This is a genomic window from Pseudomonas ogarae (assembly GCF_014268695.2).
In the GTDB taxonomy this organism is placed as follows: Bacteria; Pseudomonadota; Gammaproteobacteria; order Pseudomonadales; family Pseudomonadaceae; genus Aquipseudomonas; species Aquipseudomonas kilonensis.
The window spans coordinates 1,332,837-1,356,951 of the sequence record NZ_CP077086.1 but is presented as its reverse complement, the minus strand read 5'-3'; the positions used below and the strand labels follow the sequence as shown (position 1 = coordinate 1,356,951).

20 protein-coding genes are annotated in these 24,115 nt (G+C 61.0%); 6 read left to right on the top strand and 14 right to left on the bottom strand.

Annotated features, from left to right (window positions below; all coding sequences use genetic code 11):
- Positions 1-59: 59 nt before the first annotated feature.
- Positions 60-773 carry a FadR/GntR family transcriptional regulator gene (locus tag HU749_RS05755; RefSeq protein WP_186650083.1) on the bottom strand — a complete coding sequence of 238 codons (714 nt, stop codon included), beginning with the start codon at positions 771-773 and terminating at the stop codon, positions 60-62.
- A 97-nt stretch (positions 774-870) separates the two neighbouring features.
- Between HU749_RS05755 and HU749_RS05750 the strand changes: the two genes are divergently transcribed.
- Positions 871-1,614 carry a FadR/GntR family transcriptional regulator gene (locus HU749_RS05750; protein WP_024616248.1) on the top strand — a complete coding sequence of 248 codons (744 nt, stop codon included), beginning with the start codon at positions 871-873 and terminating at the stop codon, positions 1,612-1,614.
- Between the two features lie 129 nt (positions 1,615-1,743).
- Here HU749_RS05750 and HU749_RS05745 read toward each other — a convergent pair whose 3' ends face one another.
- The 9 genes from HU749_RS05745 to HU749_RS05705 all read right to left on the bottom strand — a co-directional run bounded on the left by HU749_RS05745 (position 1,744) and on the right by HU749_RS05705 (position 10,261).
- Positions 1,744-2,466 (bottom strand): oligogalacturonate-specific porin KdgM family protein, encoded by a 723-nt coding sequence (locus tag HU749_RS05745; protein WP_186650086.1) that lies wholly within the window; start codon positions 2,464-2,466, stop codon positions 1,744-1,746.
- A gap of 137 nt (positions 2,467-2,603) precedes the next feature.
- On the bottom strand, positions 2,604-3,371 hold the full coding sequence (locus tag HU749_RS05740; protein WP_186650088.1) for an ABC transporter ATP-binding protein: 768 nt from the start codon (positions 3,369-3,371) through the stop codon (positions 2,604-2,606).
- Between the two features lie 10 nt (positions 3,372-3,381).
- Positions 3,382-4,221: an ABC transporter ATP-binding protein gene (locus tag HU749_RS05735; RefSeq protein ID WP_186650091.1), complete on the bottom strand. Its 840-nt coding sequence runs from the start codon at positions 4,219-4,221 to the stop codon at positions 3,382-3,384.
- A 10-nt stretch (positions 4,222-4,231) separates the two neighbouring features.
- Positions 4,232-5,140, bottom strand: a complete 909-nt coding sequence (locus HU749_RS05730) for an ABC transporter permease (protein WP_079302641.1) — start codon at positions 5,138-5,140, stop codon at positions 4,232-4,234.
- Positions 5,140-6,177, bottom strand: coding sequence for an ABC transporter permease (locus HU749_RS05725; RefSeq protein WP_024616252.1), 1,038 nt, complete (start codon positions 6,175-6,177; stop codon positions 5,140-5,142). Before HU749_RS05725 ends, HU749_RS05730 begins: the two co-directional genes overlap by 1 nt.
- Positions 6,178-6,211: 34 nt before the next feature.
- Entirely contained in the window at positions 6,212-7,834 is a 1,623-nt protein-coding gene (locus tag HU749_RS05720) for an ABC transporter substrate-binding protein (protein ID WP_046063875.1), read from the bottom strand.
- A gap of 71 nt (positions 7,835-7,905) precedes the next feature.
- Positions 7,906-9,060: a mandelate racemase family protein gene (locus HU749_RS05715; RefSeq protein ID WP_046063874.1), complete on the bottom strand. Its 1,155-nt coding sequence runs from the start codon at positions 9,058-9,060 to the stop codon at positions 7,906-7,908.
- A gap of 464 nt (positions 9,061-9,524) precedes the next feature.
- Positions 9,525-9,752, bottom strand: coding sequence for a hypothetical protein (locus HU749_RS05710; protein ID WP_046063873.1), 228 nt, complete (start codon positions 9,750-9,752; stop codon positions 9,525-9,527).
- Between the two features lie 71 nt (positions 9,753-9,823).
- The gene (locus tag HU749_RS05705; protein WP_225919134.1) at positions 9,824-10,261 is read right to left on the bottom strand and encodes a type VI secretion system amidase effector protein Tae4; all 438 of its coding nucleotides are present in this window, start codon (positions 10,259-10,261) and stop codon (positions 9,824-9,826) included.
- 358 nt (positions 10,262-10,619) lie between these two features.
- On the opposite strand from HU749_RS05705, the gene dctP reads away from it, so the two are divergent.
- The 5 genes from dctP (at position 10,620) to HU749_RS05680 (ending at position 16,861) form a co-directional block, all read left to right on the top strand.
- The gene (dctP, locus tag HU749_RS05700; protein WP_046063871.1) at positions 10,620-11,615 is read left to right on the top strand and encodes a C4-dicarboxylate TRAP substrate-binding protein DctP; all 996 of its coding nucleotides are present in this window, start codon (positions 10,620-10,622) and stop codon (positions 11,613-11,615) included.
- 65 nt (positions 11,616-11,680) lie between these two features.
- Positions 11,681-12,313 (top strand): TRAP transporter small permease, encoded by a 633-nt coding sequence (locus HU749_RS05695; protein WP_046063870.1) that lies wholly within the window; start codon positions 11,681-11,683, stop codon positions 12,311-12,313.
- On the top strand, positions 12,310-13,593 hold the full coding sequence (gene dctM, locus HU749_RS05690; RefSeq protein ID WP_186650093.1) for a C4-dicarboxylate TRAP transporter large permease protein DctM: 1,284 nt from the start codon (positions 12,310-12,312) through the stop codon (positions 13,591-13,593). Before HU749_RS05695 ends, dctM begins: the two co-directional genes overlap by 4 nt.
- A gap of 107 nt (positions 13,594-13,700) precedes the next feature.
- The gene (locus tag HU749_RS05685; RefSeq protein WP_186650096.1) at positions 13,701-14,696 is read left to right on the top strand and encodes a TRAP transporter substrate-binding protein; all 996 of its coding nucleotides are present in this window, start codon (positions 13,701-13,703) and stop codon (positions 14,694-14,696) included.
- A 260-nt stretch (positions 14,697-14,956) separates the two neighbouring features.
- On the top strand, positions 14,957-16,861 hold the full coding sequence (locus HU749_RS05680) for an alkaline phosphatase D family protein (RefSeq protein WP_186650099.1): 1,905 nt from the start codon (positions 14,957-14,959) through the stop codon (positions 16,859-16,861).
- Between the two features lie 132 nt (positions 16,862-16,993).
- Here HU749_RS05680 and HU749_RS05675 read toward each other — a convergent pair whose 3' ends face one another.
- The 4 genes from HU749_RS05675 to HU749_RS05660 all read right to left on the bottom strand — a co-directional run bounded on the left by HU749_RS05675 (position 16,994) and on the right by HU749_RS05660 (position 23,909).
- Positions 16,994-17,494 carry a methylated-DNA--[protein]-cysteine S-methyltransferase gene (locus HU749_RS05675; RefSeq protein ID WP_079302646.1) on the bottom strand — a complete coding sequence of 167 codons (501 nt, stop codon included), beginning with the start codon at positions 17,492-17,494 and terminating at the stop codon, positions 16,994-16,996.
- Between the two features lie 59 nt (positions 17,495-17,553).
- Positions 17,554-20,289, bottom strand: coding sequence for a winged helix-turn-helix domain-containing protein (locus HU749_RS05670; RefSeq protein ID WP_079302647.1), 2,736 nt, complete (start codon positions 20,287-20,289; stop codon positions 17,554-17,556).
- 358 nt (positions 20,290-20,647) lie between these two features.
- Positions 20,648-22,012 (bottom strand): DUF1329 domain-containing protein, encoded by a 1,365-nt coding sequence (locus tag HU749_RS05665; protein WP_018614046.1) that lies wholly within the window; start codon positions 22,010-22,012, stop codon positions 20,648-20,650.
- Between the two features lie 25 nt (positions 22,013-22,037).
- Entirely contained in the window at positions 22,038-23,909 is a 1,872-nt protein-coding gene (locus tag HU749_RS05660) for a DUF1302 domain-containing protein (RefSeq protein ID WP_079302648.1), read from the bottom strand.
- Positions 23,910-24,115 lie beyond the last annotated feature (206 nt).

Below are 24,115 nucleotides of genomic sequence, written 5' to 3'. Positions count from 1 at the left end.
GTTGACTGATCCGCCGCTATCGCGAGCAAGCTCGCTCCCACAGGGTTCTGCGGTGGAGATTATTGCGCCGTCAGCTCAACCACGCCCCGAACCCGCTGCAGCATATTGATCAGATGCAAGCGCATCGACGCCCGCGCCGCTTGCGCATCATGCCGCGCCAACGCCGCGTAGATCTGCTCGCGCTCACGCACCACCAACGCCCGATTTTCACTCGTCACAGTCGGCCCGGCCTGTTGCACGACGGCGATCAACGCATTTCCCACATGGGCCATGGCGTCGATGAAAAAACTGTTACCGGTGCACTGGGCGATATGTAGATGAAACTCGAAATCGACCCGCGCGCTTTCGTCATCCGTTGCGTCAAAAGCAATCGCCGTGTCGAGCGCTTCACGCATCGCCAGCAATTGCTCCGGCGTGGCCCGTTGCGCGGCAATGCCGGCCGCTTCCACTTCCAGGCTCAGGCGCAGTTCGATGACGGCCAATGCATCGTAGGCGCCGCCCTTGACGTGTTTGCTGCCCTGGAAATCCCCCGGGCGGGCGGTGTCCACCACGAAGGTGCCAATGCCGTGACGGGTTTCCACCAAACCTTCGGCCTGGAGCCGCGACATGGCTTCGCGAACCACTGTCCGGCTGACGCCGCGTTCCTTGATGATGACCTGTTCAGTCGGTAATTTGCTGCCCGCAGGCAGTTCGCCGGCCAGTATCTGCTGCGTCAGGTCGACCACCAGTTGCTGGGTCATGCTCAGGCGTCGATCGGGTGTGACACGGTCCATTGCACCTATCCATTAAAGCCAGACGATCGCGGCATTATAGCCGCGACCTTGCGCCAAAACTCACTATAATGCCCGCTGATCACCCAAGAGCAAGCCGATGACGGATCAAGCGTTATCTCCACTGAACAAGCCGCGCCGCCTCGCCGAAACCCTGGTCGACCGCTTTGCCCAGCGCATGCGCGACGGCATTCTCAAGTGCGGCGAAAAGCTCCCCACCGAAGTGCATATCATGGAGGCCGAAGGCGTCAGTCGTTCGGTGGTGCGCGAGGCGCTGTCGCGCTTGCAGGCGGCGGGGCTGGTGGAGACGCGGCATGGCGTCGGCACCTTTGTCCTGGACATGCCGGCGCCGGAGGGCTTCACCTTGGGGCCAGCGACGATTGCCACGTTGTCGGATGTGCTCAACCTGCTGGAGTTTCGCCTGAGCCTGGAAGTCCAGGCCGCCGGCATGGCCGCCGAGCGCGCAACGCCTGAAGCGCTGGCCGAATTGGCCCAGGCGCTGGAGGCGTTGCTGCAAGGCCCGGAAAAGTCCGGCACCACCATCAATGCCGATTTCCAGTTCCATCTGAAAATCGCCAAGGCGGCCGGCAATTACTACCTGATCGACATCATGAAGCACCTGGGCACGAAGCTGATCCCGCGTACGCGCATGAACTCTGCCTATTCCGGACAAAGTGACCGCAGTGCGTACTTGCAAGGGATCAACGCCGAACACCAGCAGATCTTCGACGCCATCGCCAGCGGTCATGTCGATGCAGCGCGAGCGGCCATGTACCTGCATTTGAGCAACAGCCGCATGCGCCTGTGTGAAACCCAACAACGCCAGGCGTTCTACAACGAATAACCCACACTGCTTCTGTGGGAGCCGAGCTTGCTCGCGATGACGGCGATACATCCAACATCATCGGCACAGGCAGACCGCTATCGCGAGCAAGCTCGCTCCCACAGTTTTTGATCCCAGTGTTCACATAACTTAGAAGAAGCTGTATTTAACACCGACCCGCAGCCGCAATTGGCGATCACTGTCGACCGAGTTGACTTTAATATCACCGACTTCAAAGAACGGCGCCCAGCGTTTATCCCACTGGTATTTGACCACCGCATTTTGTTCATAGTCGTCGGTACCGCCGTTATAGCGAATGTAGTCGGCATCGAAGTAAGTCAATTGATACTCATAGGCCCACGGTCCTTGAGGACCATAGTTGATATAAACATCGTAACGGTTGACCTTCTGATCGTCCTGCCCATTATCCGGTACGTCACGGTCGATCTGGTCGCGGTCAAGCTTGGCTGAGTCAAAACGGTAGCGACCGGCGATGCTCAGTTCCTTGGTGATCTTGTAACCCAGGCGCAGGCCCATTTTGTAGGTGGTGGACTCCTCATCGCTGTCCAGGGCCAGCGAAGGCGTCAGCGTCCAGCGGTCATTGATCTTGTGTTGGTAGTTGACGGTAAATTCATGGCCGCTGCCAACGGTATTGTCGAAGGCGACGTCTTGCCGGTCACCGGCGGTCTTGTATTTGAGTTCCCCTTCCAGCCCCACGCCGTTTTCCAGCCGAATACCAAACTTGGCACGGTCGGCGTGCATGCGGGTTTTTTCCGCATATTGATGGCGCACGTTGATATAACCGGTATCGGCCTGGGCAACTAGCGACGTGAACAACGAAGCGACAGAAAGTACTACGAGTGTCTTTTTCATGGTTTTTATTCTTGTTGGTTGAATAGTAAGTTGGGGTAAACGCCAAATCACAGGCGAGCGCGTGCGCGGCATTGATACCTGGGGTTCAACGTCTTTTACGGGTTAAAACAAGTACAACTCATGAGTTAAAACAAAACTCAGACAGCGATAGGTACTCGCTGTATGTCCCGACTGGCCTGCACCAGCAAACGGGTGTACGCATGGGTGGCGCCATCGCTCGCCAGGCGATGACTGTCGAGCGTCTCCACCACCCTGCCCTGCTGCATCACCGCCAACCGATCACACAGGTGCGCAACCACCGCCAGATCATGGGTGACCATCAGGTAGGTCAGCCCTTCCTGGCGACGCAAGTCGGCCAGCAGGTTGAGGATCTCCGCCTGCACCGAGACGTCCAGCGCCGAGGTCGGTTCGTCCAGCAACAGCACCCGGGGACGCAGGATCAGCGCTCGGGCAATCGCCACCCGTTGGCGCTGACCACCGGACAACTGGTGCGGATAACGGAAACGGAAGCTGTCGTTCAAGCCAACCTTGCGCAGGATTTCGCTGACCTTCTGCGCACGCCCGTCGATGCCATGGATACGCAACGGTTCTTGCAACGCGGCATCGACGGTATAGCGCGGGTGCAACGAGGCATACGGGTCCTGGAACACCATCTGCACCGTGCGATAGTGGTTCAGCGGCAGGTTGCGCGTGACGGCTTGCCCGGCGACCCGCAGCTGTCCGCTCCAATGCTGGTACTGCCCGGCCAGGCAGCGCAGCACGGTGGTCTTGCCCGAACCGGACTCCCCCACCAGGCCGAATGCCTCGCCTTCGGCGACACTCAAATCGACGTCGTGCAGTACCGCGTTCAGTGTCGCGCCCGTGCCAAAACTGAGGTTCAGGCCGGCGATTTCAATCATGCTCATGACAGGCTCCTCAAGCATTCAACCAGTGGGGGTCGCGCTGCAGCACCGGCAACGTGGCGCGTGGATGGTCCAGGCTCGGCAATGCGGCCAACAGGCCCTGGGTGTAGGGATGGGTGGCGTTATCCAGGTCGGCGGCGACAATCGACTCGACCACGCGACCGGCGTACATCACCAGCACGCGGTCACAGAAATGCCGCACCAGGTTCAGGTCGTGACTGATGAAAATCAGCCCCAGGTCCCGCTCGCTGACCAACTCTTCCAGCACGTTGAGCACCTGTCGGCGCACCGACACGTCCAGCGCCGAAGTCGGTTCGTCGGCGATGATCACCTGGGGATCGGTGATTACCATCATGGCGATCATGATCCGCTGGCCCATGCCGCCCGAGACCTCGTGGGGGTACAGGTCGTAGACCCGCCGAGGGTCGCGAATGTGCACCTTGGCGAGCATATCCAAGGCGCGTTCGCGGGCTTCGCGATGGGGCACCTTGTGATGGGCCAGGTAGGCCTCGGCGATTTGTTCACCGACCCGCACCACCGGGTTCAACGAGTACTTGGGGTCTTGCATGATCATCGACATGCGCGCGCCGCGAATCGCCTGGATCTGCTTTTCGCTGGCGGCCAACAGGTCGATGTCGGCGAAGCGCAACGTCTTGGCGGTGACCCGCGCGGTCGGCGGATGCAGACGCAAAAGGCTGCGGCCGACGGTGGATTTGCCCGAGCCGGATTCACCGACGATGGCGAGTTTTTCCCGGCCCAGGGTGAACGACACGTCACGCACCGCCAACGAGGTTTTGCCGGCGTTGCGAAACTCCACGCACAAGTCCTGTACCGCAAGTTTTATCTCAGTCATGGCCTGTTCCTCAGGATTGGCTGCGTGGGTCGAGGACGTCGCGCAAGCCGTCGCCCAACAGGTTGAAGGCCAGGCTGACCAGCATGATCGCCGCACCGGGCGCCGCCACCAGCCACCAGCTTTCGAGCATGTAGCGCCGCCCGGTAGAGATCATCGCGCCCCACTCCGGCAGCGGTGCCTGGGCGCCGAGGCCAAGAAAGCCCAGGGCGGCGGCGGTGAGGATGATGCTCGCCATGTTCATGGTCAGGCGGATGATCACCGACGACAGGCACATCGGGATGATGTGGCGCAGGATGACCCGGGTACTGGACGCGCCCTGAAGTTGCACCGCGACGACGAAGTCGGCGTTGCGCAGCGGCAGGGTTTCGGCGCGGGCAAGCCGGGCAATCGGCGGCCAGGCCGTCAGCGCGATGGCGATCACCGCGTGCTCCAGGCCCGGGCCGAGGGCGGCGATGAAGGCCAGCGCCAGGACCAGGCTGGGGAACGAGATGAAGATGTCGGTGATGCGCATGAACAGGCTGTCGACCCAACCGCCGAAGTAACCGGAAACCGTCCCGACCAGCAGGCCGATGGGGCCGACAATCACCGTCACCAGCAAGACGATGTACAGGGTGATGCGCGAGCCATACACCAGCCGGGCGAACACATCGCGACCGTATTCGTCAGTGCCGAACCAGTGCGCGCTGCTGGGTGCCTGCAACGCGCCGGCGAGGTTCTGCAGCAGCGGATCATGGCCGGCGATCCAGGGTGCGAAAGCCGCGACCAGCATCAGGGTTGCGACGACGACCAGGCCGGCGAAGGTCATCGGGTTGCGCAGCAGGAAACGCAGCAGGCGCAAGGTGCTGGCGACCATCGCTGCGGTACTGGAAGCGGGCAGCGCGGCGGCGCCGGGTGCGCTGGAAACCAGGGGCAGGTTCATTAGCGAGTCCTCGGGTCGAAGATCTTGTACAGCGCGTCGCTGATCAGGTTCAGCGTCACGAAGATGAGGCCGATCAACAGCACGCAAGCCATCACCGCGTTCATGTCACCGAGCAGCAAACTGCTGGTCAGGTACTGGCCGAAGCCCGGCCAGGCGAACACGGTTTCGATCAGCACCGCGCCCTCCAGCAGGCCGCCGTAAGCCAGCGCGACGATGGTCAATAGCTGCACGCGAATGTTGCCAAAGGCATGGCCCCAGACGATGCGGCGCTGGGACAAGCCCTTGACCCGGGCGGTGATGATGTACTCCTGGGACAGTTGCTCGAGCATGAAGCTGCGGGTCATGCGGCTGATGTAGGCGACCGAGTTGAAGCTGAGGATCACCGCCGGCAACAGGATGTGGCGCAGCGCACTGCGAAAGGCCTCCCACTCGCCCGACCAGGCAGTGTCGATCAACAGCAGCCCGGTGTGTTTCGGGATCAGCCCGTCATAGGCCAGGCCGATGCGCCCGACGCCACCGGCCCAACCCAGCCAGGCGTAGAACACCAGGAAAGCCATCATGCCAATCCAGAAAATCGGCGTGGAGTAACCGAACAACGTGATCAGCCGTGCGACATGGTCACCGGCGCGCCCCTGATGCGTCGCCGCGTAGACACCCAGCGGCAAGCCCGCCAACACACCGAACAGAATGGCCAGGGTCGCCAGTTCCAGCGTGGCCGGGAAGACCCGGGCGATGTCGGTGATGACCGGGTTGCCGGTCAGCAAGGCCATGCCGAAGTCACCGTGCAGCAGATCGCCCAGGTAGATCGCGAATTGGGTCCACAACGGCTTGTCCAGGCCCAGCTCTTTGTACACCTGGGCGTAGGCCGAGGCGTCGGCGTCCGGGCCAACGATGGCCAGCACCGGGTCCAGGGGCATCACTCGTCCGATGAAAAAGGTCAGCAGCAGCAACCCCAGCAGCGTCACCGCCACCGAGCCACTGCGCCGGGTCGCCGAAGCGGCCCGGGTGGTCCAGATTGAAAAGGATGCAGTCGACATGTTCATTCCTGCCTTGGCCCTGTGGCCGTCGATTTCAGCGCTGCTTGTAGACGTCCCGAAGACGTGTGGTGGCGGCGGTGTGGCCGATGTAGTTGCGCACATCCGCATGGATCACCACTTCGTCCACCATCTGTGAGACCGGCATGATCGCCCCGGCCTGTTGGTCGTAGAGGGTCTGGATCTGTGCGTAGATTTCGCGCTGGCGCTCGGGATCACGCTCGCGCTCGGCTTGCTCGATCAGTTGATTGAGCTGCGGGTTGAAGAACGAGGTGCGCCAGCCCTGGAAGTTGCTCAGCTTGGCTTCGGTGCGGTTGTCCGGGTTGTACACCAGGGCCCGCAGGCTCGAATGCGGATGACGCTCCGCCCCGCCACCGCCACGACCGACGAGGATGTCGAACTGGCGGTCGCGCATCGCCCCATAGATCTGGTTGCCGGTGCCGGTGATGATCGTCGCCTGGATCCCCGCCTGGGCCAGTGTCGCTTGCAGGCTGGTGGCGATGTTGATGAACGGCGGATCGGTCAGCGAACGGATGGTCACCTTGAAGCCTTCGGCATGTCCGGCCGCCGCCAACAGACGCTTGGCCTCGGCCACGTCCAGGCGATAACCCGGATCGTCCAGGCGTGCCGGCAGCCCCAGTTGCAAGGGCCGCTGATTGATCACACCGTAGTGCGGCATGACCACGTCATTGATGCCCTGGTAGTCGATCAGCAGGCGGATGGCCTGGCGCACGCGGATGTCCTGGAACAACGGTTGCTGCATGCTCATCGCCACGTAGTACAGCGTGCCGCGGGCGATGCTCTGGATGCGCACTTCATCGACCTTGCCCAGCGCCTTGATGTCCGTGGCCGCCATACCGCGGGCGACGTCCAGGTCACCGCGCTCGACCATCAGGCGCAGGGCCTGGGACTCGGTCATGTTGCGCATGATCACCCGGCGCAACTTCGCGGGGCCGCGCCAATAGTCGTCATGACGACTCATCAGGATCACATCGTTGGCGCGCCAGATGTCGAGCTTGAACGCGCCGGACCCGGCCGTGTGCGTCGCCAGCCACGCCGCCCCCTGATCGTCGCCGACCTGATGTTGCAAGGCGACGCTGCGATCGATGATGAAGGCGCTGGGTGAAGTCGCCAGGGTGTTGAGCACCAGCATCGGGTCGGTGACGCGCGGCAACTCCATGACAAAGGTGTGCGGCCCTTCGGCGCGCATCAGTTTGACGACGTTGTCGGCGGTGAAACCGTAGGCTTTCCAGGTCGAAGCCAGGGCGCGGTTGAGGGTGACCACCCGCTGCAACGACCAGGCGACATCTTGCGCGGTCAGTGGCGCACCGGAGTGAAAACGTACGTCGTCGCGCAACTGGAAGGTCAGGCGCATGCGGTCGGGGCTGACGTCCCAGGTTTTCGCCAGGGCCGGAATCAGCGTGTCCGGTTGCGCCGCATCCTGCTCCAGGAGCATGTCATAGACGTTGGCGTTGACTTCGGCGACCTCCAGGCCGGTGGCCGCCGCAGGGTCCAGGGACAGCAGATTGATCATGCTCATGCCCACCACCAATTGGTCGGGGGGCGTTTCGCCTTGGGCCAGGCTGACGGGCACCTGCACTGCGCACAGGGCCACGGCGACACACAGCAGCCTGGTCAGGCGCTTGGGCCAGAGATTCATGGTTCAGTCCTTTCTTATATTTATAAAGACTTGTCGCCCGGGCAGCCATCAGCCTCAGGCGTGGAACAGGATCAATGTCGAGACAAGGTGTTGGCCTCGATATACGCGAAGTTGATGTCCTCGCCCAACCCCGGCCGGTCGGACAGATGCACAAAACCGTCGGCATCCATCGGGTCGACGATGCTGTTGAGGTGCGCCGGGACTTCTTCGTAGTCGAGGAACGGGTGCAGCAGCCCGCGCTCATACCAACGGCAATTGCTGATAGCACCGACCACCGCCAGGTTCGCCGCGCCATTGCCGTGGACTTCACAGTCCATGCCGAACGATTCGGCCAAGTGCGCCACCTTCAGGCATGGCCCGATACCCCCGACCCCGGCCACGCCGGCACGCAGGATGTCACAGGATTTCTGGGTGACCCAACTGGCGCGGCTATGGAACTTGCCGGCGATGCTTTCCGGGCCCAGTACCGGAATGTCCAGGTTGGCCGCCAGCCAGGCATAGGACTCTGCCGAGTCTTCCATCATCGGCTCTTCGAACCAGGCGAAATTCAGTTCCTGTAGGGCCTTGCCGATGGTCAGCGCGTCCATGCGGCTGTACCAGTGGTAGCCGTCGAGCATTAACGCGATGTTGGGACCGACCGCCTCACGCACGGCGGCGCAGGCCTGGATGTCCATTTGCGGGTTCGGGGCGAAGGAAATCGGCGGCATCCAGGTGTGCAACTTGATGGCCTTGTAGCCGCGCTGGACCAGCTTCTCGGCGAACTGACCGTACTCGTCCGGCGTCGACAGGCCACCCGGCAGGTCATCGCCGCACATCGTCGAGCCGTACGCCGGGACCTTGTCGCGATAACCACCAATCAACTTGTGCACCGGCAACTTGAGCGCACGCCCGGCCAAGTCCCACAAGGCTTGTTCCACCAGCGCCAGCGCCCGATCAGTGAACTGCCCGGCACTGCCGCGCTGCCAGTGCGCCAGGTCCTGCCAGATGCTCTCGCGATCCATTGGGTCGCGACCGATCAGCACTTTGCGCACGAAGGATTCGATGATGTGCGGACGAATCAACTCAGGCGAGCCGAAGGCATAGCCCTCGGAGCCATCGTCGCAACCGATTCGCAGCAAAGCCATCTTGATCATGACCTCATCGCCTGGATGGGCATGGCCGGCGCTGTCCTGGGCACGGCGCGAAGGGGTGGAAAAAACTTCGACGTGAACGCCTGTGATTCTCATGGGGAGGAGCACCAATGTTGTTATTGTTTATTTGTATGTCGTCATACAACGCGACGGATTATTCTGACGTTACTGGCGGACTGTCAACCCCTGTAACGCAATAAAACTTGCGTAATCACGAGAGTTTTTGCGGAGACGTGATCATTTCCACGGACGAAATCTTGAAAAGTCGTCATACCACGAGGCATGAGGTGGTACCACTTGCCGCAGACGAGGTAGTGCCTTGAAGGCTGAAGACGTGGGCCAGGAGATGGGCAATTGTGGGAGCGGGCTTGCTCGCGAAATCGGTCTGTCTGAGGCGGTGATGTTGGCTGGGCCGCCGTCATCGCGAGCAGGCTCGCTCCCACAGGGGATCTCTGGCAGACGCCAAATTTGTGAACAGCCGCAATCAAAAACTGTGGGAGGCGGTGGCTGCGGAGGGTGAACTCTCTGTCACAGAGTTTGTGTAGACTTTGGCTGCCTGGCTAGACTCGAGGTTTGCGCCGTCGACTCCAGACAATGCCCACCGCCGCAGCCACGACCACCACCCCGACATTGCCAAACAACCAGATCGCAAAGTTGCGGCTCTGGTCGGCTTCGCTCTCGTAGAACGGCCCGAAATAACTACCAACGGCCATGAACACCAAATTAAATGTGCCGACCGCCAACACGATGATCATGAGGACGAACAAGGTTCCCTTGATGACGTTCATATGACTTTCCAGAACCAGATGTCCTTGGAATCGTGAAAGTCCGAGAACGTGCCTTCAATCGAAAAACCCATTTATATACGTGGGTAGCTCAGCCAATCCGTCAGGCGACGGCCATTCCACAGATCGATGTGATCGCCGCTGCGGTTGGTCGTGGTTTCGTTTGCCCGACGCCAGAAGTCCTTGAAGAAAATAACGCCCTGCTGCCCGCCCAGGGTCTCTTCGAATTCTTCGCTTTTAATGGTCTTCATGGCCTGCAAGCCAGGGATCTTGGTGCGGCTCAAGGCCTTGGCAAGTTCTTCGGCGGCCAATATATGCCCGTCGCTCTTGGGGTGTTGCCAGCAATGTCGCACGCTTTTGAGCTGGCTCATGTCTGCACCGGCGCGACGCAGGGCCACGCCGAGGTTGATCGCGCATTGGTCACTGAAGTTCTTGGCGCCATTGGTTCTGCAAGGCGCGGCATCACCAAATATCTGCGGATGGCTTTTCCACAACGTGTCGAATGTAAACATTCTGCCCTCTCCATGAGGTTTTTTATCCTGGACGAATAGCCTAGCAGACCTGCTCGCCCCACGGATTCAATAAGCGCTGGCGCAAGATTGAAAGCCAGTAGCCATCACCGCTCCTTTATGGTTTCCTGCCCCAGGCACGGTTGTTGACTGAAAGCATTCGAAATGAGCCGCTTGTGATGTTTCAGCCCGACTCAAGGAAGGCTCTAGCGCAACCTGTCGAGACATACAGCCGAATGACGGTTTTTCCCGTTAACCGTCCCCGACAAGTTGTTTTTCTGCCTAGACTCATCATTGTTCCGCCGTGCTGTGTTTTGAATGAGCCCGCACGAAAATACTAAAAACAAGAGGAAAGCCCGTAATGTTCAAACCTATCTGGAAAGCGCTCGCTTGCACATTGGCCCTGAGTGCGATGAGCACGGCCATGGCGGCAGATCCGGTGGTGATCAAGTTCTCCCATGTGGTCGCCGAACAAACACCAAAAGGCCAAGGCGCGCTGCTGTTCAAGAAACTGGTGGAAGAACGGTTGCCAGGCAAAGTGAGGGTCGAGGTCTACCCAAACTCTTCGCTGTTCGGCGATGGCAAGGAAATGGAAGCCTTGCTGTTGGGCGACGTGCAGATGATCGCGCCGTCGCTGGCCAAGTTCGAGCAATACACCAAAACGGTGCAATTGTTTGACTTGCCGTTCCTGTTTGATGACATCTCTGCCGTGGACCGTTTCCAGTTGAGCCCTGAAGGCCAGAAACTGCTCAAGTCCATGGAAAGCAAGAACATCACCGGCCTGGCTTATTGGCACAACGGCATGAAGCAGCTGTCGGCGAACAAACCGCTGCGTGAACCCAAGGATGCTCGTGGCCTGAAGTTCCGCGTACAGGCATCGGCGGTACTGGAAGAACAATTCAAGGCAGTGAACGCCAACCCGCGCAAGATGAGCTTCGCCGAGGTTTACCAAGGTTTGCAGACCGGCGTGGTCAACGGTGCGGAAAACCCGTACTCGAACATCTACAGCCAGAAAATGCATGAAGTGCAAAAGTACATCACCGAGTCCAACCACGGTTTGCTCGACTACATGCTGATCACCAACACCAAGTTCTGGAACGGTCTGCCACCGGACATCCGTACTGAACTGGACAAGATCCTGGTAGAAGTCACGGCCCACGTAAACAAAGAGGCGGCACAGCTGAACGAGCACGACAAGCAGCGCATCCTCGACGCCAAGACCACCGAGATCATCACCCTGACGCCAGAAGAACGTGGCGAATGGCGCGACAAGATGAAACCGGTATGGAAGAAGTTCGAAGGCGATATCGGCGCTGACCTGATCAAAGCCGCAGAAGCCTCCAACAAGGCCCAGTGATTGGTTGGCCGGTGCTGCCGCCCTGGTAGCGCCGGCCTGTCGTCCCCCACAGGAGAGGTCACGCCATGAACGCCCTTCGGCGCATCTGGGAACACTTCGAGGAAGCTTTCATTGCCTTCCTTCTGGCCGCCATGACGCTTGTAACGTTCGTCTACGTGGTGCTCAACAATCTCTATACCGTTTTCTATAGCCTCGGCGACCAATGGTCAGCCGCGAGCGAGTCGATGTTCGCCATTGGCGACACCGTCATGGGCATGGCCCAGGCCATGACCTGGAGCACGTCACTGACCAAGGCCCTGTTTGGCTGGCTGATCTTTTTCGGGCTGTCGTACGGCGTGCGTACGGCCGGTCACATCGGCGTCGATGCGCTGGTGAAACTGGCGAGCAAACCGGTCCAGCGCTTGATCGGTGTCATCGCCTGCCTGTGCTGCCTCGCCTACGCCGGGCTGCTGGCGGTGGCGAGTTTCGAATGGATCAACACCTTGATGATTGCCCAGATCGGTGCCGAGGACCTCGGCCATTTCGGCATCATGCAGTGGCACGTCGGGTTGATCGTGCCGGTGGGGTTCGCGCTGGTATTCATTCGTTTCGCTGAAATTCTCGTGCGCATCCTGATGAATCGCCAGACCGGCCTTGGCCTGGCCGATGAAGCGGCCGAAGCCATCAAATTGACCGAACACGAGGAAGACAAGCCATGACCATTGCCTTCCTGTTCATTGCACTGTTCGTGCTGATGTTCATCGGCGTGCCTATTGCCATTTCGCTGGGATTGGCCGGCTCGCTGACCATCATTTTCTTCAGCCCCGACTCGGTGCGTTCCCTGGCGATCAAGCTGTTCGAAACCTCCGAGCACTACACGTTGCTGGCGATTCCGTTCTTCCTGCTGGCCGGTGCGTTCATGACCACCGGCGGTGTGGCGCGACGGTTGATCGATTTTGCCAACGCCTGCGTCGGGCATATCCGTGGCGGCCTGGCGATTGCGGCGGTGCTGGCCTGCATGTTGTTTGCGGCGTTGTCGGGCTCAAGTCCCGCGACGGTGGCGGCGGTCGGATCCATTGCCATCGCCGGGATGGTGCGCTCGGGTTATCCACAGGCGTTTGGCGCAGGCATCGTGTGTAATGCCGGCACCCTGGGTATCCTGATTCCGCCCTCGATCGTGATGGTGGTGTACGCCGCAGCGACCGAAACGTCAGTGGGCAAGTTGTTCATGGCCGGGGTGATTCCGGGCTTGCTGTTGGGTATTTTCCTGATGGTGGCGATCTACATCGTCGCAGTGAAGAAAAACCTGCCAGCCCTGCCCCGCGCAACGTTCCGTGAATGGTTGACCACCGCGCGCAAGGCCATCTGGGGCCTGTTGCTGATGGTCATCATCCTCGGCGGGATCTATTCGGGAATGTTCACCCCCACCGAAGCGGCGGCGGTGGCAGCGGTGTATTCGGCGTTCATCGCGTTGTTCGTCTACAAGGACCTCACGTTCCGTGAGACGCCCAAGGTGCTGCTGGAGTCGGCCAAGCTGAGCATCATGCTGATGTTCATCATCGCCAACGCCATGCTCTTCGCCCACGTGCTGACCACCGAGCAACTGCCTCAGCAAATCACCGCATGGGTGATCGAGGCCGGGTTGACGCCGGTGACGTTCCTGCTGGTGGTGAACATCGTGCTGCTGATTGCCGGCGCGTTCATGGAGCCCTCGGCGATCATCCTGATCCTGGCGCCGATCCTGTTCCCCATCGCCATGAAGCTGGGCATCGACCCGATCCACCTGGGCATCATCATGGTGGTGAACCTGGAGATCGGCTTGATCACACCTCCGGTGGGGCTGAACCTGTTCGTCACCTCGGCGGTGACCGGCATGTCCTTGCCTGCCACGATCCGCGCGGCCATGCCGTGGTTGATGATTCTGTTGGCATTCCTGGTGCTGATTACCTATGTGCCGTGGATCTCGCTGGCGCTACCGAATTGGTTGGGGATGAGTTAAGCCCGGCAGACACACACCGTGGCGGGCGCAGGACAACTTGCCCGCCACAGAGGGATGGGCCGCCCTGTCGGCCCTGTACCTTCGGACACTGAAAGGGACGCCTTGCAATGCTAAAAACTATATGGAAAGCGCTCGCCTGCACCCTGGCTTTCGGGGCGTGGGGCATGGTCATGGCGGCTGAGCCGATCGTCATCAAATTCTCCCACGTCGTAGGCGAACAAACGCCCAAGGGCCAGGGCGCGCTGATGTTCAAGAAGCTGGCAGAGGAGCGGCTGCCGGGCAGGGTGAAGGTCGAGGTCTACCCCAACTCCACGCTGTACGGCGATGACAAGGAGATGGAAGCCTTGCTGTTGGGCGACGTGCAGATCATTGCGCGGTCGCTGGCCAAGTTCGATCAGTACACCAGGACCGTGCAGTTGTTCGACTTGCCGTTTCTATTCGACGACATCGCCGCAGTAGACCGTTTCCAGCAGAGCCCCGAGGGCCAGAAGCTGCTCAAGTCCATGGAAAGCAAGAACATCACCGGCCTGGCCTATTGGCACAATGGCATGAAGCATCTGTCGGCCAACAAGCCCCTGCGCCTGCCTGAAGATGCCCGGGGCCTGACGTTCCGGATACAAACCTCTGCGGTGCTGGAGGAACAGTTCAAGGCGGTGGATGCCAAAGCCAAACCGATGATTTTCTCGGTGGTGTACCAGGGGCTGCGCACCGGCTTGGTCAACGGCACGGAAAACACCTACTCGAACTTCTATAACCAGAAGCTCAATGAAGTGCAGAAATACGTCACCGAGTCCAACCACGGCATACTCGACTACATGCTGATCACCACCTCGGACTTCTGGAACGGCCTGCCGCCGGATATCCGCAGCGAACTGGACAAGATCGTGGTCGAATCCACCGCCCATGCCAACCAGGAAGCGGAGCGATTCAACCAGCAGGACAAACAGCTTGTGCTGGACGCCAAGACCACCGAGATCGTTACCCTCACACCGGAGGAACGGAATGCCTGGCGCGAAAAAATGAAGCCGGTATGGGCCAAGTTCGAACAGGAGATCGGGCCCGATCTGATCAAGGCGGCGCAGGCGTCCAACAAGGCCCAGTGACGTAACAAGGCGGGGGATACTTGATACCCCTGGCTGAACACTATCTGTGGCGAGGGAGCTTGCTCCCGCTGGGCTGCGCAGCAGCCCCCAAATGTTTGCCTGACACACCGCGGTGTGAGGTTTTGGGGGTGCTTCGTGCCCCAGCAGGAGCAAGCTCCCTCGCCACAAAAGCAGGGTTACCACAACGCCTCCCTGTCCCCAGCAACCCGGCACATTGCGTTATGATCCCCCGCTCTCCCTGAACAGAGCTTTATCCGCGAATGCTGTCGTCCACTTCTGATATCACCACCCTGCCCCCCGTCCTGGTCGGCCCGCTGTTGCGGCGCCTGGAGCCCACGCGACTGGTGATGTGGCTGGTGGGTACGCGAGCATTGGCGTTGACGCTGCGCGTGGATGGCGTGGGCGATCTGGCGCTGGATACGTCGCACTGCACCGTGGTGCCGGTGGGGCAGCGAGCGTTTGTGCATCTGATCGATGTGCGGCTCGACAGCCCCTTGCCCCAGGACGTGGCGATCGACTACGACCTGCTGGTGGACGGCGCCCCCATTGCCGAGTGGGCGCCGCACCTGTTGTATGACGGCGCACCGTGCCCGAATTTCATGTTGCACTCGCGCATCGAGCAACTGGTCCACGGCTCCTGCCGCAAACCTCATTACCCGGCCAACGACGGCCTGCTTTGTGTCGACCGGCTGCTGGCGCAAAACCCGGCGCAACGCCCGGCATTGCTGATGATGAGCGGCGATCAGGTCTATGCCGATGACGTCGCCGGCCCCATGTTGCGGGCGATTCATGCGCTGATCGAGCGCTTGGGGCTGTTCGAGGAATGCCTGGACGGTGCCGTGGTGGCAGACAGCGCCAAGCTCTATCAACACCCGGCCAGTTATTACCATCGTGCCGATTTGTTACCGGCACTTGAGAGCAACGAAACCCTGCGCGAGCGTTTTTTCGGCGGGGCCCGCAAGCCGATTTTCACCAGCAGCAGCGCCGACAATCACTTGGTGACCTTCGCCGAGGTCATGGCGATGTACCTGCTGGTGTGGTCGCCAGTGCCTTGGACGCTGATCACGGTGCAGCCGCCCGAACTGACCGTCGAACGGCGCCAGCGCTACGACCTGGAACAGCAGCGCATCGATGCGTTCAAGACCGGGCTGGGCGGCGTGGCACGGGTGTTTGCGCATTTGTCGTGCCTGATGATTTTCGATGACCACGACATTACCGATGACTGGAACCTGTCCGCGCAGTGGGAGGAAACGGCCTACGGTCATCCGTTCTCCAAGCGCATCATCGGCAATGCGTTGATCGCCTACATGCTCTGCCAGGGCTGGGGCAACAACCCGGATGCCTTTGCTGACGTACTCCCGCAAACCTTGGCCCTGAGCGATACCGCCCGAGACCGCTACCTCGACAGTGAGCCACAGGACAAACTGATCGACACCCTGCTGGCTTTCCAGCGCTGGCACTATGTGCTGCCGAGCACCCCGGCCCTGGTGGTACTCGACACCCGTACCCGCCGCTGGCGCAGCGAGACGACCCTCAAGCAGCCTTCCGGCCTGCTGGATTGGGAAGCCCTGAGCGAATTGCAGCAAGAGTTGCTGGATCACCCGTCGGCGATCATCGTCTCACCGGCGCCGATCTTCGGTGTGAAGCTGATCGAGACTGTGCAGCGGCTGTTCAGTTGGTGCGGTTATCCGCTCCTGGTGGACGCGGAAAACTGGATGGCCCATCGCGGCGCGGCCCAGGTGATCCTGAATATTTTCCGCCACTCGCGTACACCGGGTAATTACGTGGTGCTGTCCGGGGATGTGCATTATTCCTTCGTTTACGAAGTATTGATCCCACACCGCAAGGGCGGCCCGCGCATCTGGCAGATCACCAGCAGCGGCATCAAGAATGAGTTTCCCCCTGCGCTGCTGGAATGGTTCGATCGCCTGAACCGCTGGCTCTACTCGCCGCGCTCGCCCCTGAACTGGTTCACCAAGCGCCGCAGCATGCGCATCGTCCCCCACACCCCGGAACACGCCGAGGCCGGTGAGCGGCTGTGGAACAGCGCGGGCATTGGCCAGGTGTTCTTCAATGAACAGGGCCAACCCGCGCAGATATTCCAGCACAACGCCAACGGCCAACCGCCGACGCGGATGCTGCCGCCCAAATCCCCATCAGCCTGAAACCTGTGGGAGCGGATGCAAAAACACCTGTGGGAGCGAGCTTGCTCGCGATGACGGCGGCACAGACAGCATCATCGGCAACTGATCCACCGCTATCGCGAGCAAGCTCGCTCCCACAGGGAAGTCGGCCGGTCAAAATGCCAATTGCAGGCTCTGCTGGCCTTCAAGGCTGAGCAGCAACTGTTTCGCCGCCAGGCCGCCAGCGAAGCCGGTGAGGCTGCCGGAGCTGCCAATGACGCGATGGCACGGGGCGATGATCGAGATGGGGTTGCGGCCATTGGCGGCGCCGACCGCCCGGACCGCTGTCGGTTGGCCGATCTGGACGGCGATGTCGCGGTAGCTGCGGGTTTCTCCGAAGGGGATGGTCAACAGGGCTTGCCAGACCCGGATCTGGAAATCAGTGCCCGCGAAATCCAGCTCCAGCTCGAAACGACGGCGCTGGCCGGCGAAGTATTCCAGCAACTGACGTTCGGTTTCCTTGAGGAGCGGATGCTCAGTGTCCTCCTCCAAAGGCCCCAGGCGCACCCGATTGAGCCGCTCGTTTTCCCACAGGATCGCCGCCAGCCGTGTCTCCCGAGCGACGAGGATCAGTTGGCCGACGGGGGATTGGATGGTTTTGTACAGAGGCAACATCGAGGGATTCCTTGTCAAAGCCTTTGTGGCGAGGGATCTCACCGGCCGCAATATCTTGCTCAGCCCAACAACCCCAGCGCCTTCGCCCGCGCCACCGCTTGGGTGCGGCGCTCGACGCCGAGTTTGCTGTTGATGTGGCTGGCGTGGGTCTTGACGGTGTGCAGCGAGATAAACAATTGCTCGCTGATCTCCTGGTTCGAGCAGCCTTGGGCAATCAACTGCAACACCGCACGTTCGCGACTGCTGAGGGTTTCGACGGGCGCCGCTGGGTCGGCAGGCTGGGCTACCGTCGAGGGCAGGCGTTCGAGCAGATGTTCGCGCAAGGTGCTGGGTGGGGCGTGCAGCAGTTGTTCGCGCAACCATTCACGGTGCTCACCAAACAACCATTCGAAAGGCTGCAAAACCCCGCCGCTGGCGGCTTCGAAAGCCTGGGCCAGGGTGCGACGGGCTTCGGGCTCGCGCCCGACACTCAGCAGCAAGGCGACTTTCTGGTTGAGCGCCATCACGCTGAGCATCTGCCGGCCGCTTTGCTGACCGTGTTCCAGCAAGGCATTGAGCCGGCCTTCGGCGAGCATCGGTTGACCCCGGATGGATTCCAGCACCGCCTGTTGCAGTTCGACATGCAGTGGCAGTTGCGGATGGAACTCGGGCGGCGCGGCGGCCCGTTCGCCGGTGTAGGTCTGGCCCAAGCGGGCCAGCCAGGCTTCGGCCAGGTCGGTGCGGCCCTGGGCCAGCCAGAGTTCGCATTTGACCAGGGTGATCATCGCCAGATAGTAGATCGGCGGAACGTCCCAGATGTGCATCAGGCGTTCGGCTTCAGCCAGTTCGGCGAACGCCCGGGCGAATTCGCCGCGATAGCCTTCGATACGCGCGATCACGCAATGGCCAATCAGCACGCTGATGTCGCGGCAGGCGCGGGCCTCGGTGAGGCCCGCCTGCAACCGCGCGACGCCGGCCTGGGGCTGCATGCGCAAGGTCAGCAGGAAACCTTCGTACATGATCAACCGCGCCCGCACCGCATAAAGCCGCTGGGGCGACAGCGTGTGCAACCGTTGCAGGCCCTGGCGCACTTCATCCAGCGCCCGCAGGATCTCTCCCCGCGCCTGCAGGACCCGGGCACGATCGTAATGGGCCAGGGCCTCGAACAGTGGATTGCCGACCCGCTGCGCCAGCTCCAGGGAGTCACGGTTCAGGTTCCGGGCGCGCCACAGGTCGCCGTCGGCAATCGCCAGGTTGGACAACGTGGACAGGCACATCAGGCGCTGGCCGTAGCGCTTTTGCGGCAAGCTCTCCAAGGCTTCGCTGCAATACCGCACGGTGGCCTCGCGATCCCCGCGGCCACGGGCGACGATCCCACTCAGCGCCAGCCATTGGGCGAGCATGGATTTTTGCGCGGTGGCCGACGGGGCCGGCAGGAAACGACTCAAGTGCGCCGCCAGCTCTTCGGCAGCGTCCAGCTGGCAGGCCAGCCCCAACGCCCAGCTGTAGAGCACGATCAGCCGCGGGGTACTGATGAGCAGACTGTCGGGCAAGTCCATTTTCCAGCGCAGCAACATGCCCACGTTCTGCTCGGCCAGCAGTTGCTCCTCCGAGAGGTTCTGCACCAGATTCGCCGCCACGTCCAGGTGCCCCGCCCGCAGCGCCTGTTCCACGGCTTCGTCGATCAGGCCCTGGGCGTTGAACCAGCGACAGGCCCGCAGGTGCAGGGTCGCGGCCGGGACCATGGCCGGCGCGCTGGGGCGACTGCGCAACAGGTCGGAAAACAGGTGGTGGTAGCGGTACCAATGGCCGTGCTCGTCCAGCGGCACCAGGAACACTTGGTGGGCCGCCAGGTAACGCAGGATCTCGGCGCTGTCATGGGCTTCGCGCACGGCGTCGCACAGTTCGCTGCAAAAGCGTTCCTGGGGGGCCGTGTCGTAGAGGAACGCCTGCACCTCGGCGGGCAGGCAGTCGATGACTTCTTCGAGCAGATAATCGCGAATCAGCCCTTCACCGCCGTGCAGGGCCTGGGGCAGCAGGCCTTCGGTGCCGGCTTCGGAAGCGGCGAGCAACCAGAAACGCAGCCCGGCTACCCAACCTTCGCTGCGCAGGATGAGGTTTTCCAGTGCCTCACCGCGCAACGAACTGCTGTGATGCTGGAGCAGGGTCAAGGCTTCGTCATGGGTCAGGCGCAGGTCCTGCTCATTGAGTTCGAGCAATTGCCGCGACAGGCGCAAGCGCGCCAGATGCCAGTCCGGGCGCTGGCGGCTGGTGACGAGTACCAGCAACCCGTCGGGCAGGTGATTGAGGAAAAATTGCAGGCAGCGATCCAGCACCGGGCTTTGGGCCAGGTGGTAATCGTCAAGGACCAGCAGCAAGGGTGCGCGAGGCGATAAGTGCGTGGACAGTTCGTCCAGCAGGCCGTCGAGCCATTCTTCGAAGGCAAAGGGTTGATGGCGCTGGCGCATTTTCAGCAGCCCCAGTGCCCTGCCGCCCAATTGCGGGAAAAACGCCTGGAGCCCTTCGAGCAGCCGTTCCAGGAAGCGCCCCGGATCGTTGTCCCGGGCGCTGAGCCCCAGCCACAGGCTTTGCCAATGGGCCGGCAGGCTCTGGCAGAACTCCACCGCCAGGGAGCTTTTACCGAACCCCGCTGGAGCACTGACCAACAGCAACCTGCCCCCAAGCCCGGCGCTCAAACGCTCGCACAACCGCGGCCGCACAACATGGCCGTCGGGCAAGGGCGGGCGGTAGAAACGCCCGTCCTGTACCGCGATGGCAGCGCGGGCAGAATCCGGAAGTGAAGACAAATCAGTCATGGCCGGCTCTTGTTGGAATGCGGGTGTCGGCGTTGCAGATGTCCGCAGACTAGCGGTAAACGAGGAGGTATTGAAGGGAGTGCTACAAATGGCTACAAAAAGACTACACGCCGACCGACTTGAAAAAACTTAGGCAGCCACCGCTCTTGTGGCGAGGGAGCTTGCTCCCGCTGGGTTGCGAAGCAACCCCCAAAGGCAGCGACTGCGTTGTACCTGACACAATGAGAAGGCTGGTTTGGGGCTGCTGCGCAGCCCAGCGGGAGCAAGCTCCCTCGCCACAGGGGGTTTGTGTTGCTCAAAAAAAAGCCCCGAACCAGTCGGGGCGTTTCTTCGAGGATGCGGCCTCGGGTAAAGCGGTTTAGCGGATGCCCTCCTGACGCAGTGCGTTCGGGGTGAAATCGGCGGTGGTGGCGGTGAAGCCGAAGTCGTAGGCCGATTTCTCTTCGTTCTTCATGCCCAGTGCCAGGTAGCGGCCGGACTGCAGGTCGTAGAGAGTTTCCAGGGCATACCACGGCACTTGCTTGTCGTAGTAGTTCTCGGCATGGGCCTCGGCCACGCGCCACAGTTGGCCACGGCCATCGTAGTGGTCGATCACTGCGGCTTGCCAGGTGTCTTCGTCGATGTAGAAGTCACGCTTGGCGTAGATATGGCGTTGGCCTTCCTTCAGGGTCGCGGTCACATGCCAGACACGACGCAGCTCGTAGCGGGCCAAGTCCTGGTTGATGTGGCCGGCCTTGATGATGTCGGCGTACTTGAGTTGCGGCGAATCGATCTTGTAGCTGTTGGAGGCGATATACAGCTCTTTCTTGCCTTCCAGCTTCCAGTCGTAGCGGTCCGGCGCACCGTTGTACATGTCCAGGTTGTCGGAAGTACGCAGACCATCGGCAGCGGTACCCGGGCCGTCATAGGACACTTGCGGGGCACGGCGCACACGGCGCTGGCCGGCGTTGTAGACCCACGCCGAACGCGGCTCCTTCACCTGGTCGAGGGTTTCGTGCACCAGCAGCACGCCACCGGCCAGTCGCGCTGGAGCGGTCACTTGCTGCTTGAAGTAGAACAGGATGTTGCCAGGGTTGGCCGGATCGAAATCCTTCATCTTGTCGCGGAACACGAACTGGTCGCGGAAATACACCAGGCTGTACGAACCGTTTGGCTGCGGGGTGGCCTGGGTGACCAGGCGCGTCACGCTGCCGCCGCGATAGCGGGTGATGTGGTTCCAGATGACTTCCACGCCGCTCTGGGGAATCGGGAACGGCACGGCCGTCTCGAAGTTCTCCAGGCCGTTGCCGCCGGAGACCAGCTTGGTGTTGACCGCGTTTTTCTTGATGGAGGCGAACACCTCGTCAGGCACGGTGGCACCGCGATGGGTCGGATAGACCGGCATCTTGAAGGTTTCCGGGTAGCGCTTGAACATCGCGTATTGGCCCGGGGCGAGTTTGGCTTTGTACTGCTCGACGTTCTGCGCGGTGATGGTGAACAGCGGTTTTTCGCTCGGGAATGGGTCGGCAAGGAAACCCTTGCTGTCCACGGCACCGGCGTTCTTGGCCATGGGTTTCCAGGCCGAGATGGAGCCGTCGGCATTGCCAGCCATTTCGGCGCCCATCGGCGTCAGGCTCTTGCCCAGTTTGTCGGCCTCGGCGGCAGGCACCGCCGCCATGACACTGGCCGCCAACAGGGATAGCCCCAAAGCACCGACCTGCAACAGATTCTTTGTTATTTTCATAGTGTGTCGTCCTGAAATACGGTGCTTAGAAGGTCACGCCGACGCTAAGCGCCAGGAAGTCGCGATCGTCCACGGTGCTGAAGTCGCCACCAAAGAAGTTGGTGTAGGCCAGGCTGGCGTTGTAGGTGTTCTGGTACTCGGCATCCAGCCCGAGGCTGACGGCTTTGCGGCCCTCTTCGAAGTTGCCGCCAGGGCCTGGCGAGTAGCCTTTTACATCATGGGACCAGGCCACGTTAGGCTTGAGGTTCACACCGGCGAAGACGTCCGGGTATTCCCAGATCGCGCGAGCGCGGTAGCCCCAGGAAGTGGAGGTAGTGAAGCCGTCGTTGTTGCAGTTGCTGTTCACATCGCTGCTGGTCTGGCCGCCCCCAGCGGCGGTCGAGGCATTGAGCGTGTCACAGAAGCCATTGGGCAGCTCGCCCGGACCGAACACCGGGTCACGACCGTAGCGAACGTCGGATTTGCTTTCCAAGCCGCCCACATGCGTCACGCCAATTTCGCCCACCAGGGTTAGACGGCTGGCGCCCATGACCTGGTCGAGGAAGTGAGTGAATGTGGTCTGGAACTGGGTGATTTCCTTGCGGCGGTAGCCATGCAGATCCTGGCCTGGTACGCCTGTAAGCAGCGAAGCATCGTCGAACGGACGGCCTCCGGGGCCGAAATCGATCGGGCGAACACCCGCGAACAAGATATCGGTGGTGCTTAGTTGAACCGGTGCATTCGGCCGATAACTCAGTTCACCGCTCCATGCGGTACCGGTAGGCAAGGTGGTAGAAAAGCTCAGGCCATAGAGGCGGATATCTTCTGGATATTCGACGAAGTATTCCGAGTTACCCGCTACAAGCACCGGCGCCCCTTGGCCAAGGCCCGGTGCTATGTTGTAGATAGACTGTGGAGCGCCAGTTGCACTGAAAATTGGCGCCCGACTATGATAGTTAATGAAGTAAGCGCCAAATTCGGTGTCCAGCGGCTCGAACATGTATTTCAAGGAAGCGCCCCATTGGCCGCTATCTCGGGCATCGCGGTCCGCGCCGCGACGCACAAGCACGCCTTCATCGTTTATGTCGACTCCCAATGAACCCAATGCGGCTAGTTGTCCAGCTGTAAAGTTGGAACGCTGACTCAATACCCGCAGATTATCCGTACAGCCATCGGCAATAACATCCGGCTGGGAGAAGAACGTACCGCAGTTATCGACAACAGTCTGGTCCCACTCCAGTTGATAGAACGCTTCAGCCGACAAATTGTCGGTCAGGCTCTGGGACACATAGAACATGTTGACCGGGATCAAGCCTTCCTTGACCTCGGCACCCGGGCGACGGAATGCGGACACGTCGACTGGGTTGATGGAGTTGATGCCACCCTGGATGAAGGTACTTTCACCCCAGCTGACCACCTGCTTGCCCAGGCGAACCGAGCCCGGCTGATCGGCAATGGCGTAGTTGTGGTAGACGAACGCATCGAGAATCTGCCCGCCGGAGGACTGGGCACCTTCCTTGCGATTGTTGTCGCTGATGTCCTTGAACGGACGGCTTTCGTCCTTGAGTTCAAAGTCGTACCAGTACTTGCCGCGCACAAACACACCGGTATCGCCGTACTTCAGTTCCAGGTCGTGGATGCCCTTGAAGATCTTCGAGAAGGTTTCCCCGCGCTTGAAGTTCAAGTGGCCATCGTCGGAGGTCTGCGACAAGCCCTTGCCGCCATTGTTGACACCGATCAGGTCCTTGTTGGCCTTGGCCGTGGACCAGCTCGCCCCCACCGACAGGGACGAGTCGAACTGGCCTTCGATTTCACCGATGTTGAAGCTGACGCCGAATGCCGGGCCGGCGAGCGAGGAGGCAAGACTGACGGCCAGAGGCAGTTTTGCCCGGCGCCAGAAAGTGTTTGCTGAGGTCATCGACGCAACTCCATGTGTTTTATTGTTATGGCAGTGGACATTTCCAGAAACCCTTCGCCGTGCTGGCACGTACGTCCCATTCCGAAAATCCCATGAGCGGACTATAGCCAGCAGGTAGTACGGCTTGATCCCTCTAAAGTGTGATTTGCAGCCCTCAACCACTCTGGAACAGTCCTTTCGCCAGACCGACAGATGCCGGCACGGCA